This is a genomic window from Melissospora conviva (genome assembly GCF_049523535.1).
GTDB lineage: Bacteria > Actinomycetota > Actinomycetes > Mycobacteriales > Micromonosporaceae > Melissospora > Melissospora conviva.
Genome location: NZ_JBLLDT010000006.1, coordinates 248783 through 260698, shown reverse-complemented (window position 1 = coordinate 260698; position 11916 = coordinate 248783). Strand labels below are relative to the sequence as shown.

Sequence of the window (11916 nt, the reverse complement as noted above, 5' to 3'; positions counted from 1 at the left end):
CCAGGCCCGGGTATAAATCATAATTGGCACTGGCTTATCTAGCACCCTGTTGAGTTCTCAAAGAACAACCACACACCGTGTCCGCCCCCCTGCGGGGACTTCCTCGGGGCAACTCCTTAACCTTACTCGCCGCTCTCGTCACTGTCAAGCCCCAGTTTCAGGCTTTCAAGATCGAGTCCGGCGGCTCCCGATGACGCACACCGGGATCCGGTGGTCGCTACTGTCGGGAGTTCCTGCAGACCGGCCGGCGACTGCTTCCGCAGTCATCCTGCCCGGCTCCTGCCGGCTGGGTAACTCTACCCGGTCGGTTTCGCGTTCGCAACTCCGGCTTCCCGGAGAGTCGCACCGCCCGGCCCAGCTCCTGTTGGTCGCCCATCAGGATCTGGTTGCTCGCTTTCGGCCCCTTTGGGGGCTTCCCGCTTGCAGAGAGAAAGTTACGCGTTCGGTCGGCAGAACACAAATCAATGACCCTGACTGTGGATCCGCCGCCCGCCACCCTGTCGAACACTCCCCATGCTCAACCCATTCCCCACCCGGTGACACCGCATCGCGCCATCCCCAGCGGATGACGCCGCGCCATCCCCACCCGGTGACGCCGCATCACGGCCACCAGGGCCTGGAACGTGCCAGAGTTACCCCATGGGCCCAACACCCCCCAGTTCGACGTCGCTGGCGGCTGAAGCGCTGCTCGGACTGCTCTTGCCGTTCTGGCAGATCGTGATCGGCGCCTTCGTACTGCTGGCGGTCATCGCCTCGGTCCGCAAACTCGCCCAGCGGGGCCTGTCCCGGATGAACCGCGCTCTCCTGTTCACCGCCGGCGCCATCGTCGCTCTCGCGCTGACCGGGGTGCTCCTGCAGGGGGCGTAGGGCACCCGGTCCGGGCACCACGAGCTTCGGCGGGCAACGGGAAGGACGCCGCGGCACCGGACGACGAAGGAGCGGCCGAGAACGCCGAGGAGAAGACCTAGCCGTGGGCTCAGCGCAGCCGGCGGTTGGCGAGACTCGGCAGCTCAGTCCTGACCTGCTGCAGCTGGTCGAAGTCGAGATCACAGACGACGATGCCGCTCCTGTCGGGCGCCTGCCCCAGCACCGTCCCCCAGGGGTCGACGATCATGCTGCGACCGAAACAGGTACGGCCCGGCTCGTGATCACCAATCTGCCCGGCCGCGGCGACGAAGCACTGGTTCTCGATCGCGCGGGCCCGCAGCAGCACCTCCCAGTGATCACGACCTGTGTGCATCATGAAGGCTGCCGGCACGAGCAGCAGCTGGGCGCCGTCGTCGACGAGCCGGCGGTAGAACTCGGGGAAGCGCAGGTCGTAACAGATCGAGAGCCCCACCGGCACCCCGTCGATCGGCACCACGACCGGCTTCTCACCCGCCGCCACGCCTGCGGACTCGCGGTAGGAGACCCGGCCCGGGATCTCCACGTCGTACAGGTGGATCTTGCGGTAGGCCGCGGCCAGTTCGCCGCCCCGGTCAAAGACCAGCGAGGTGTTGAAGGTGTGCTGCGGATCCGGGCCCTGCTCATGGAAAGAGCCCGCAACCACCCACATGCCCGCGCGACGGGCCTGCTCGGCGAAGAACTGTCCGAACTCGCCGTCTACCGGCTCCGCCGGAGGCTGATCGGCGCCCCGGCCGAGAAAGTCGACGTACTCGGGCAGGACAGCCAGGTCCGCGCCGGCGTCGGCGGCCCGGGTCAGCAACTCGGCCGCCGCGGCCAGGTTGCGTGCGCGGTCCGCGCGGGAGTTGAGCTGACAGACCGCAACACGCATGGACATCAGGGTACGGCCGGGAGGCTCCGACCGGAACCGGTCAGGCCGACTTCTCCTCGCGGTCGCGGCGGGCCCGCCGGCCGTTGAACTCCCTGGGGACGATCGTCGGGTTGACGTTCTCCAGGACCACGCCCCGGGTGATCAGCACGCGGGCCGCGTCCGGGTTGCTCGGGACCTCGTACATCACGGAGAGGAGAACCTCCTCCATGATGGCGCGCAGACCACGGGCGCCGGTGCCGCGCAGCATCGCCTGGTCGGCGATCGCCTCGAGGGCGTCGGGTTCGAACTCCAGCTCGACCCCGTCGATCTCGAAGAGCCGCTGGTACTGCCGTACCAGGGCGTTGCGAGGTTCGGTCAGGATCCGAACCAGCGCGTCCCGGTCGAGGCTGCGGACGTTGGTGATCACCGGCAGCCGCCCGATGAACTCGGGGATCAGACCGAACTTGAGCATGTCCTCCGGCATTACCTGGCCGAGGATGTCATCGGTCGACCGCTCCGAGACAGCCCGCAGCCGGGCGCCGAAGCCCGTGCCGCCCTGCCCGGTCCGGGACTCGATGATCTGGTCGAGGCCGGCGAAGGCGCCACCGAGGATGAAGAGGACATTGGTGGTGTCGATCTGGATGAACTCCTGGTGCGGGTGCTTGCGACCGCCCTGCGGCGGAACATTCGCCACCGTGCCCTCGAGGATCTTCAGCAGCGCCTGCTGCACACCCTCGCCGGAGACGTCACGCGTTATCGACGGGTTCTCCGACTTGCGCGCGATCTTGTCGACCTCGTCGATGTAGATGATGCCGGTCTCGGCCCGCTTGACGTCGTAGTCCGCGGCCTGGATGAGCTTGAGCAGGATGTTCTCGACATCCTCGCCGACATAGCCCGCCTCGGTCAGCGCGGTGGCATCGGCGATGGCGAAGGGGACGTTCAGCATCCGGGCCAGGGTCTGCGCCAGGTGGGTCTTGCCGCAGCCGGTCGGGCCGATCAGCAGGATGTTGGACTTCGCCACCTCGACGGCGTCGTTACCCGAGCCGGGGCCGCCGGCGGTCTCCGCCTGGATGCGCTTGTAGTGGTTGTAGACCGCTACAGCCAGCGCCTTCTTGGCCTGCTCCTGCCCCACGACGTAGTTGTCGAGGAACTGGCAGATCTCCATCGGCTTGGGAAGCTCTTCCCACTTCACCTCGCTGGACTCGGCCAGCTCCTCTTCGATGATCTCGTTACAGAGATCGATGCACTCGTCGCAGATGTAGACCCCAGGGCCAGCGATGAGCTTCTTGACCTGCTTCTGCGACTTGCCACAGAAGGAGCATTTGAGTAGGTCGCCGCCGTCACCGATCCGTGCCACCTACGTTCTCCCTGCGTTCATCGGCCGGGATGCCGGCCTTCGCCTGAGGACGCTACGCCCTGTCGATCCCCCGCCGGTCGAGACCAGCGAAGTGGTACAGACCTGACGTTACCCGGTACCGGAGCATTCTCCGACCCCTGGCGCGGGTGTGTCAGAGGCCGACCGGGACACGATCTCCGGTCGGCCTCCGACCCCGCCGTGCTCAGCTCGCCGCGTTGGCCGCGAGCAGACCCTTCTTGCGGCTGGTCAGGATGGTGTCGACCAGCCCGTACTCCTTGGCCTCGTCGGCCGTCATGATCTTGTCGCGGTCGATGTCCTTGCGGACCTTCTCGATCGGCCGGTTGCAGTGCCGGGAGAGCATCTCCTCCAGCTGCGTGCGCATCCGCAGGATCTCGCGCGCCTGGATCTCGATGTCCGAGCCCTGGCCGTAGCCGCCCTCGGTCGCCGGCTGGTGGATGATGATCCGGGAGTTCGGCAGCGCCATCCGCTTGCCGGGCGTGCCGGCCGAGAGGAGCACCGCCGCCGCGCTGGCGGCCTGGCCCAGGCAGACGGTCATGATGTCCGGGCGGACGTACTGCATGGTGTCGTAGATCGCCGTCATGGCGGTGAACGATCCACCCGGCGAGTTGATGTACATGATGATGTCCCGGTCGGGGTCGGTCCCCTCCAGGGTCAGCAACTGTGCCATCACGTCGTTGGCCGACGCGTCATCGACCTGCACGCCGAGGAAGATGATCCGGTCCTCGAAGAGCTTGTTGTACGGGTTGGACTCCTTGACCCCGTACGAGGTGCGCTCGACGAACGACGGCAGGATGTAGCGGTTGTGCACGGCCCCGAACTGAGGGGGCAGGCTCAGGTCAGTCATCGTCAGCTCCTCAGCTCAGGGTTCCGGCACCGTCGGGAACCTGAGCGGCCCCGGTGATGACCTTGTCGATGAACCCGTAATCGAGCCCCTCCTGCGCCGTGAACCAGCGGTCACGGTCGGAGTCGGCCTCGATCTGGGCCTGCGTCTGACCGGTGTGGAAGGCGACCCGCTCCTGGAACATCCGCTTGGTGTAGAGCATCTGCTCGGCCTGGATCGCGATGTCCGAGGCGGTACCGCCCATGCCACCGGAGGGCTGGTGCATCATGATCCGCGCGTGCGGCAGGGCGTAACGCTTGCCCTTGGTGCCGGCGCAGAGCAGCAGCTGCCCCATCGACGCCGCCATGCCCATGGCCACGGTCGAGACGTCGTTGTCGATGAACTGCATGGTGTCGTAGATCGCCATGCCCGAGTAGACGGATCCGCCCGGCGAGTTGATCCAGAGGTTGATGTCGCGCTCCGGGTCCTCCGCCGCGAGCAGCAGCAGCTGCGCGCAGATGCGGTTGGCGACCTGGTCGGTCACCTCGCTGCCCAGGAAGATGATGCGTTCCTTGAGCAACCGGTTGTAGACCGAGTCGTCGAGGTTGCCGATGGAGTCGCCACCACGGGCCTCAGTCGCCCGTAGAGGCGTCGCTGGGATGTGCATTTCGGTCATGGCAGCCCTTCGCTCTCCGTACCGTCTTACGCCCGACACTAACCGGTTGGCGGAGCAGTCGAGTCCCGCTCCGACCAGTGTTCGCTAACAGCGCAGTTGGTGCCGCTGGTGCCCGGAAAACCATTTCGGCCGCCGTACGCCGGTTGGCGCCACGGCGGCCGAAACGACACGCTCAGTGCTCGTGGTTGTGGTCGTGCTCTCCCGCGCCGTCGGCGCGCAGCGCGTCCAGGCTGATCTCGTTGCCCTCGGTGTCCTTGATGGTGATCTTCTCCATCAGGGCGGCCAGCGCCTTTCCGCGGCGCACGTCGCCGAAGACGGCGCCCGCGGCACCGGAGCGCACCAGCTGGTCGTAGTACTGCTGCGGCGCCACACCGGCACGCTGCGCCCGGTGGACGATCTCGTGACCGAACTCGTCGTCGCTGACCTGCACCTCGTCGGCGTCGGCGATGGTGTCGAGCAGGAGCTGGATCTTCACACCCTGGTTGGCCGCCTCGGCCAGCTCGGCGTCGATCTGCTCCTCGGTCTTCTCCTCGGCGGCGAGGTACTCCTCCAGCGAGGCGCCGATGCGCTCGAGCTGGTCGACCATCGCCTGCTTGCGGTGCTCGACCTCCTCCTTGACGACACCCTCGGGGGCCGGCACGTCGGCGGCGGCGACGAGCTCCTCGAGCGCCTTGTCGCGGGCGGCGTAGACCTGCTCGATCTGCTTGTTCTTGGTGATCCGCTCGCGCAGGTCGGCGCGGAGCTCGGCGATCGTGTCGAACTCGCTGGCCATCTGGGCGAACTCGTCGTCCAGCTCCGGCAGCTGCTTCTCCTTGACGGTCTTGACCGTCACCGCCACGTCGGCGTCCTGACCGGCGAAGTCACCGGCGACGAGCTGCGTGACGAAGGTCGTGCTCTCGTCGGCGGCCAGGCCCACCAGGACCTCGTCCAGCCCCGGCAGGAGCTGCTTGCTGCCGACCTCGTGCGAGATGTTGCTCGCGGTGCCGCCCGGCACCTCCTCGCCGTTGACGGTCGCGGCCAGGTCGAGCTGGACGAAGTCGCCCTCCTGGGCCGCGCGCTCGACGGTCTTGAGAGTCGCGAAGCGGTCACGCAGCAGCTTGATCTGCTCGTCGATCTCGCTCTCGTCGATCTGCAGCGCGTCGACGGTCACCTCGACGGTCGCGGGGTCCGGGACGATGATCTCGGGCCGTACGTCGAGTTCGGCGGTGAACTTCAGCGTCTCGCCGTCCTTGAACTCGGCGATGTCCACCTCAGGCCGGCCGAGGGTCTTCACGTCGTGCTCACGCACCGCCGCGAGGATGTTCTCCGGGATCGCCTCCTGGACCGCCTCGTTGAGGACGGTGCCGCGGCCGACCCGCTGGTCGATCACCTGCGCGGGAATCTTGCCCCGGCGGAAACCCGGGACGTTGATCTGCTGCGCGATCTCCCGGTACGCCTTCTTGAGGCTCGGCTCGAGCTCGGCGAACGGCACCTCGATGGCGAGCCGCACGCGCGTCGGGCTCAGAGTCTCGACGGTGCTCTTCACAGGCGTACTCCTTGACAGATCTCAGTCGTGTTCGGGCGTGATTGCGCCCATCGTAGGCGAGCCGACGCCACCATTTGGCAGCACCCGCTACCTGGTAGCCCTGGGACTACAGTCGGGGTGGCGGGATTTGAACCCACGGCCCCTCGCTCCCAAAGCGAGTGCGCTACCAAGCTGCGCCACACCCCGTGGCGCACAGAAGTGTATGCCGCTGCGCGCCACCCCGGGGTGTCGGGTCGCCCGGCGGCGCGTCCTTTTCCCGGATCGTCCCGGCCCGCGCGCTCCCGCCGGGACCCACGACGGGACCGCGGTGAGCGCGACCGCCACCGACCAGGTAAGCTGACCGGCGCACGAAGCGACGTCAGGTCGCCACAGCGCCGAAGGCGACGTCATGTCCGCCGGAGGCACTGGAGGCGACGTCAGGTCGCCGAAGGCACTGAAGGCGACGTCAGGTCGCCGAAGACGCACGCGGGCGTAGCTCAATGGTAGAGCCTCAGTCTTCCAAACTGATTACGCGGGTTCGATTCCCGTCGCCCGCTCCAAGCGAAGAAAGCCCAGGTCAGGAACTCTCCGACCTGGGCTTTCTCCGTTGATCCTGCCCGCCGGAGCCGAAGGGGCGACACACCGTGACCACTCCACTTTCCATCCTCGACCTGGCGATGATCGGCCGCGGCGAGACCGTACGCCAGAGCCTCGACGGGAGCGTGGCGCTCGCCCAGCGCGCGGAGGCCCTCGGCTACCGCCGGGTCTGGTACGCCGAGCACCACAACAGCGCCCGGATCGCCTCCTCGGCGACCAGCGTCCTCATCGGCCACGTCGCCGCCCACACCAGCAGCATCCGTCTCGGCGCCGGCGGCGTGATGCTGCCCAACCACGCCCCGCTCACCATCGCCGAGCAGTTCGGCACCCTCGCCACGCTGCACCCCGACCGCATCGACCTGGGCCTCGGCCGAGCGCCGGGCACCGACCAGCGGACCACCCACGCCCTGCGTCGTGACGTGCACGCCGCGGAGACGTTCCCGCAGGACGTACAGGAGCTCCAGGGTTATCTGTCGGACACCAGCCTGGTCCCCGGGGTGGAGGCGATCCCCGGCAAGGGCACCCGGGTGCCGCTCTACATTCTCGGTTCCTCGCTCTTCGGTGCCCGGCTCGCGGCAGCGCTCGGCCTGCCGTACGCCTTCGCCTCGCACTTCGCCCCGAACGCGCTGGAGGACGCCGTACGGGTCTACCGGCGCGAGTTCCGCCCCTCCGCGCAGCTCGACCGCCCGTACGTGATCGCGGCGGCCAACGTGATCGCGGCGGAGACCGAGGCGTCCGCGCAGGAGCAGCATCTGCGACTGAAGCGGCAGTGGGTGCGGATGCTGCTCGGCCGCGACCAGCCCTGCACCGACGAGCAGGCCGACGAGTTGCTCGCCTCCCCGCAGGGACAGCTGATCGCGCACAACCTGAAGTACACGGCGGTCGGTACGCCGCCGGTGGTCAAGGAGTACCTCGACGGCTTCGCCGCACTCGTCGACGCCGACGAGCTCATCCTGGCCCACCAGACGGCCACCGTGCAGGAGCGCCTGCGCTCGGTCGAGCTGACCGCCGAGGCGATGGGGCTGCCCGCCTGACCCGGCCGGCCCGTTTTCGCCCGCCGCGGCCACGGCGCGAAAATGGCGTGGTGCACGAGATCTGGGACGACGCCGAACTGGCGGCCCTCTGCGACGGCGACCCGATCTGCGTCTGGGCGGCGCAGGGCTTCACCGGCACCAGCCGGGCCTGGACCGGCGCCGACCGGCGGGCGGTCGCCGTCGCCGCACCGGCCCTCTCCGCCCGTGACCGGCTGGTGCTGCACGGCGATCCCGACTCGGCAGCGCGGCTCGTCGAAGCCGTCCTGAGCGAGATCGGCCCCGCCTTCCGGCCGTTGGGCGACCGGGCTCTCGTCGAACAGGTCGCCCAGCAGGTGCCGGCGCTGACGTACGTCGGCAGTTTCGGCTGGATGGACGGGACCGCCGCCGACATCGGCCCCGCACCGGCGAGCACCGCGGCGTGGCTGCCCCGCACGGCCGAACCGGAGGTGGCGGCACTGCTGCAGCGGCACTACCCCGGCTCGTACGCCAAGCCGGGCATCCCCGGGGTGCGGCGCTGGGCGGGCATCCGGGACGACACGGGCGCGCTGGTCGCCGTCGGCGCGGACGCCTGGTCGGCGCCGACCGTCGGGCTGGTCGGCGGCATCGCGGTCCGGCCGGCCGCCCGCGGCCGGGGCACCGGCCGGCGACTCGTCGGTTTTCTGCTCGCCGAAGCGGTGCGCGGGTACGGCCGGGCGGCGCTGATGGTCGACGACGACAACGATCCGGCGCTGCGCCTCTACAAGAGCCTCGGCCTGCGCTACCGCCCCGTGGGCGCCGCGACCGCACAGGTGACGCCGACCTGACGCGGATGCTCGCGGCGCTGGACGACCTGGCGGCCGCTGCGGGATGGCGCCGACCTGGCCGGCGCCGGTGGCGCCGGGGGTCAGGTCGCTCAGAACAGCCCGGCGAACCAGTTCCAGACGTTGACCACCCACTGGGTCTGCTGCAGGTAGGCGACCCCGACCGCGACCAGGAAGAACCCGGCCGCCAGGTGCGCGCCGCGGGCGGTACGGCGTTCCCGGCCGAAGTGGCGCTCCAGGACCAGCCGGCCGAGCAGCCGGGCGAGCGCGAAGAGGCCGACCGCGACCAGCAGGGTCAGCACGAAGGTGAAGAAGGGCGTGGTCAGGCTTCCCCGCAGGGAGATCACCCAGATGCCCCAGCAGACGAAGGCGAAGAGGGCGCCGACGGCGCTCCACTCGCCCCCCTGACGCAGCCGCGCGACGTGGTAGCTCAGCGGCATCCGGGGCCGCTCCTGCGTGGCCTCCCAGTGGGGCCGCTCCTGCGTGGCCTCCCAGTCGGGCCGCCCGGACTCCGGGGAGACGACCGGGAACTGCTCGGTACGCCGGCGCGCCCGCGGGGCGACCGAGGCGACCCCGCGCAGGAACCCGTGCCGCGGCGGAACCTCGACGGTCTGCTCGGCCCAGACTTTCGTCTCGTCTGCCATCTCGCCCTTTCCGTTCCCGGCGTCTCCGCATCGATCCGCCGAACTTGCATCGAGGGTAACCAGTCGGGGCGAATCGTCATCGCTGCCCCGCAACGCGACGAGCTGCCACCTGTGCGAGCCCCCCGGGTGGCGGTACCGTCACGGCATGGCGGAGACGCAGCGCCGGCGGCGAGGCGCCGTACCGGAGGACCGGGAGGCGGAGCGCGACCTGCGCGGACTGGTCGGCGCCGGTTCGTCGCAGGTGGGGCTCAGTGCCGCCCTGCGGATCCGCGACGCCGCCCGCCCCGACGAGGCGGAACTGGCCGCTGCCGAGCGCCGGCTCGTGGTCGTACGGCGCAACTGGGCGCCGCCGCGACCCTGACCCGCCGCACGCCCGCCCCGTCGCGGCACAGCGCCGCGCCGGCGCGGCGCCGGGTCAGGGCAGGTCGGGCAGCTGCCGGGTCCGCTCGTACTCGGCCATCTGGGCGATCCGGCGCCCGTGGCGCTCGTTGCCGGAGTAGGCGGTGGCGAGGAACGCCTCGACGATCGCCGTGGCCCCGTCGAGCGTGTGCTGCCGGGCACCGACGGCGACGATGTTGGCGTCGTTGTGCTCGCGCGCCAGCTGCGCGGTCTCCAGGTTCCAGGCGAGCGCGGCCCGCACCCCGGCGATCTTGTTGGCGGCGATCTGCTCACCGTTGCCGGAGCCGCCGATCACCACCCCGAGGCTGCCCGGATCCGCGACCACCCGGGCGCCGGTGTGCAGGCAGAACGCCGGGTAGTCGTCGTCGGGGTCGAAGGCGTGCGGACCCACGTCGACCACCTCGTATCCCTGGTTGGCGAGGTGGTTGGCGAGGTGCGTTTTCAACTCGTAGCCGGCGTGGTCGGAACCCAGGTAGACGCGCATGCCTCGCAGTCTGTCAGCCCCGCCGCCGGCCCGCGTCCGGTACCCGGCCGCAACGAAGGTTTCGTCACAGCCGTCCGGGGCGTGCCACGAAAACGGCGTCCGGGAGGTTTCCCACCGGACGCCGTTTTCGGCAGGTCAGCGCTCCAGTTCGGCCACTACCAGGCCGCCGCGGGCCTTCGGGGTGAACCAGGTGCTCTTGCGGGGCATCTTCTGCCGGGCCAGGTTCACCGCGACGAAGTCCTCCACGGTCACCGGCGCGATCAGGACCGCCAGCTCCGCCCGGCCCGCGTCCACCTCACCGGTCAGCCAGCTCGCCGGGTAGTCGCCGCCGACATAGTTGATCCGCTTGTCTCCCGGGTCGAGCCCGAGCGCGTCGCGCAGCAGCACCCGCTCGACCAGGGCGTGGTCGAGGTTGGCGAGCACGTCGCCACCGTCGGCGGCGAACCGCACGGCGTAGCCCTGCCCGGCGAGGTAGAGGTTGACCACCCCACCGGCGGCCGGCACCTGCACCGGCGCGGCGAGCGGCGTCACCTCGGCCCCGGCGGCCCGCAGCCGCTGCAGCAGCTCGTCGGCGCTGGTGGTCAGCTCGCCGACCAGCCGGTTGTAGGGCTGGATCGCCACCGAGTCGGGCGTGGTGACCACGGCGAGGAAGCGGCGCAGGCCGCCGGTCTGGGCGGCCAGGCTGCGGTGGTTACCGTCGGCGACAACCAGTTCGCCGCCGCCGGCCAGCGCGAGAATCTGCTCCTGCTCGGCGGAGGGCCCGAGCAGCCAGATGTCGTGGGCGCGCCCGGCCTGGTCGGCGTCGGTGGCGGCCGGCGCGCCGGCGGCCGCGACGGCCTGCTCCAGCGCGGCGTGCAACTGTTCACCCTGGCCGGTCTGCAGCAGCAGCACCGGCGAGAGGAGATGACCCAGGGCGTCGGCGAGGGCGACCCGCTCCCGCACCTTGGAGATGAATACGTCCTCGTTGCGGATCACCAGGCCGGGTTCGTCGGCGCTGGTGGAGATCTGGTCGGTGTCGACCAGGGCGAAGATGCCGTACGCCGGTGGGGCGCCGGCGCCACTGATCCGGTAGAGGACGACAACCTGCTCGGCGGGGGCGTAGCTGCCGTCGGCCCGCGCCGCCTCGAAGCGGCGTACGGCGTCGGGGAGCGAGTCGAGGAACGAGCGGCCGAGGCTCTCCGGCGCGCGATGGGGCATCTCGACGCCGAGAGCACTGCGCGGGTTCGCCTCGATGATCGCGGTGATTTCCGCGTCGTCGGCGAACTCGTCGTAGTTCTGCGCGCCGGTGCCGCCAGTGGTGATCCAGGCCCGGGTGATCGGATGCACGACCGTCATGTGCGCAGACGCTACCCGCGGGTCACCGCGGTGCCGCGCCGACCCCGGCGCTGTCCACACCCTGGCCACCGGGCCCGGCGCAGGCCTCAGCGCGGTCCGCTGTTGCGCCGGTGCCGGCCGCTGCGGCGCGGCGCCCTCGCCGGCTCCGCCGCCACCACCGGCACCGTGAGCCGGGAGGCGGCGGCCACCGGGGCGGTCGCCACGAAGCGGGTGCCGGTCACCGGCACCGCGCCCACCACGATGGGCGACGCCACCAGCTCCGCCACCTCGGCCGGCATGCCCGGGTGGACCGTGCCCCACTGGTCGTCCTCGACCGACCAGTAGGCCCGGCCGAGGTTGGCGGCGATCCGTTCCCGGGAGGACGGCTGCTCGGCGGGGACACGACGGTGCTTGGGCATGGCGATGGCCTCCGGCTACGGAAAACGCGGCCCGCGCGGGTCGCTGCGCGAACACCGGGTGCAACGACGACCACCACAGACTGTCACGCCCGTA

The 11916-nt window shown here is 70.1% G+C and carries 12 protein-coding genes, 2 tRNA genes and 1 pseudogene; 5 read left to right on the top strand and 10 right to left on the bottom strand.

The genetic code is table 11. The features are described 5' to 3' along the window. Positions 1-639: 639 nt before the first annotated feature. On the top strand, positions 640-867 hold the full coding sequence (locus tag ACK8GG_RS16200) for a hypothetical protein (RefSeq protein ID WP_440351503.1): 228 nt from the start codon (positions 640-642) through the stop codon (positions 865-867). Between the two features lie 109 nt (positions 868-976). Here the strand turns inward: ACK8GG_RS16200 and ACK8GG_RS16195 are convergent, their stop codons facing one another. The 6 genes from ACK8GG_RS16195 to ACK8GG_RS16170 form a co-directional block, all read right to left on the bottom strand. Continuing rightward, positions 977-1774, bottom strand: a complete 798-nt coding sequence (locus tag ACK8GG_RS16195; RefSeq protein WP_440356703.1) for a carbon-nitrogen hydrolase family protein — start codon at positions 1772-1774, stop codon at positions 977-979. A 40-nt stretch (positions 1775-1814) separates the two neighbouring features. Continuing rightward, on the bottom strand, positions 1815-3110 hold the full coding sequence (gene clpX / locus ACK8GG_RS16190; RefSeq protein WP_440351505.1) for an ATP-dependent Clp protease ATP-binding subunit ClpX: 1296 nt from the start codon (positions 3108-3110) through the stop codon (positions 1815-1817). 202 nt (positions 3111-3312) lie between these two features. Then, complete coding sequence (locus ACK8GG_RS16185) at positions 3313-3975, bottom strand: ATP-dependent Clp protease proteolytic subunit (protein ID WP_440351506.1); 663 nt, start codon at positions 3973-3975, stop codon at positions 3313-3315. A gap of 10 nt (positions 3976-3985) precedes the next feature. Further along, entirely contained in the window at positions 3986-4627 is a 642-nt protein-coding gene (locus ACK8GG_RS16180) for an ATP-dependent Clp protease proteolytic subunit (RefSeq protein ID WP_440351507.1), read from the bottom strand. A 172-nt stretch (positions 4628-4799) separates the two neighbouring features. After that, complete coding sequence (tig, locus tag ACK8GG_RS16175; protein ID WP_440351508.1) at positions 4800-6152, bottom strand: trigger factor; 1353 nt, start codon at positions 6150-6152, stop codon at positions 4800-4802. A 112-nt stretch (positions 6153-6264) separates the two neighbouring features. Next, positions 6265-6338 (bottom strand) — tRNA-Pro (locus ACK8GG_RS16170). Between the two features lie 279 nt (positions 6339-6617). Between ACK8GG_RS16170 and ACK8GG_RS16165 the strand changes: the two genes are divergently transcribed. From ACK8GG_RS16165 to ACK8GG_RS16155, 3 genes are all read left to right on the top strand, one after another. Further along, positions 6618-6691, top strand: a tRNA-Gly gene (locus ACK8GG_RS16165). A gap of 84 nt (positions 6692-6775) precedes the next feature. Beyond that, on the top strand, positions 6776-7762 hold the full coding sequence (locus ACK8GG_RS16160; RefSeq protein ID WP_440356702.1) for an LLM class flavin-dependent oxidoreductase: 987 nt from the start codon (positions 6776-6778) through the stop codon (positions 7760-7762). A 50-nt stretch (positions 7763-7812) separates the two neighbouring features. Continuing rightward, positions 7813-8565, top strand: a complete 753-nt coding sequence (locus ACK8GG_RS16155; protein ID WP_440356701.1) for a GNAT family N-acetyltransferase — start codon at positions 7813-7815, stop codon at positions 8563-8565. Between the two features lie 89 nt (positions 8566-8654). On the opposite strand, the gene ACK8GG_RS16150 is transcribed toward ACK8GG_RS16155, so the two are convergent. Further along, positions 8655-9206, bottom strand: coding sequence for a hypothetical protein (locus ACK8GG_RS16150; protein WP_440356700.1), 552 nt, complete (start codon positions 9204-9206; stop codon positions 8655-8657). A 160-nt stretch (positions 9207-9366) separates the two neighbouring features. On the opposite strand from ACK8GG_RS16150, the pseudogene ACK8GG_RS16145 reads away from it, so the two are divergent. After that, positions 9367-9567, top strand: a pseudogene (locus tag ACK8GG_RS16145) (hypothetical protein); the annotation flags it as partial. A gap of 54 nt (positions 9568-9621) precedes the next feature. On the opposite strand, the gene ACK8GG_RS16140 reads toward ACK8GG_RS16145, so the two are convergent. The 3 genes from ACK8GG_RS16140 to ACK8GG_RS16130 form a co-directional block, all read right to left on the bottom strand. Then, the gene (locus tag ACK8GG_RS16140; protein WP_440351512.1) at positions 9622-10089 is read right to left on the bottom strand and encodes a ribose-5-phosphate isomerase; all 468 of its coding nucleotides are present in this window, start codon (positions 10087-10089) and stop codon (positions 9622-9624) included. A 135-nt stretch (positions 10090-10224) separates the two neighbouring features. Continuing rightward, on the bottom strand, positions 10225-11424 hold the full coding sequence (locus ACK8GG_RS16135; protein ID WP_440351513.1) for a DUF1015 family protein: 1200 nt from the start codon (positions 11422-11424) through the stop codon (positions 10225-10227). 86 nt (positions 11425-11510) lie between these two features. Then, complete coding sequence (locus tag ACK8GG_RS16130) at positions 11511-11822, bottom strand: hypothetical protein (protein ID WP_440355197.1); 312 nt, start codon at positions 11820-11822, stop codon at positions 11511-11513. Positions 11823-11916 lie beyond the last annotated feature (94 nt).

Coding starts and splice junctions, on each gene's coding strand:
- ACK8GG_RS16200 (WP_440351503.1), top strand. CDS start 640: ATGGGCCCAACACCCCCCAGTTCGACGTCGCTGGCGGCTGAAGCGCTG.
- ACK8GG_RS16195 (WP_440356703.1), bottom strand. CDS start 1,774: ATGCGTGTTGCGGTCTGTCAGCTCAACTCCCGCGCGGACCGCGCACGC.
- ACK8GG_RS16185 (WP_440351506.1), bottom strand. CDS start 3,975: ATGACTGACCTGAGCCTGCCCCCTCAGTTCGGGGCCGTGCACAACCGC.
- ACK8GG_RS16180 (WP_440351507.1), bottom strand. CDS start 4,627: ATGACCGAAATGCACATCCCAGCGACGCCTCTACGGGCGACTGAGGCC.
- ACK8GG_RS16150 (WP_440356700.1), bottom strand. CDS start 9,206: ATGGCAGACGAGACGAAAGTCTGGGCCGAGCAGACCGTCGAGGTTCCG.
- ACK8GG_RS16140 (WP_440351512.1), bottom strand. CDS start 10,089: ATGCGCGTCTACCTGGGTTCCGACCACGCCGGCTACGAGTTGAAAACG.
- ACK8GG_RS16135 (WP_440351513.1), bottom strand. CDS start 11,424: ATGACGGTCGTGCATCCGATCACCCGGGCCTGGATCACCACTGGCGGC.
- ACK8GG_RS16130 (WP_440355197.1), bottom strand. CDS start 11,822: ATGCCCAAGCACCGTCGTGTCCCCGCCGAGCAGCCGTCCTCCCGGGAA.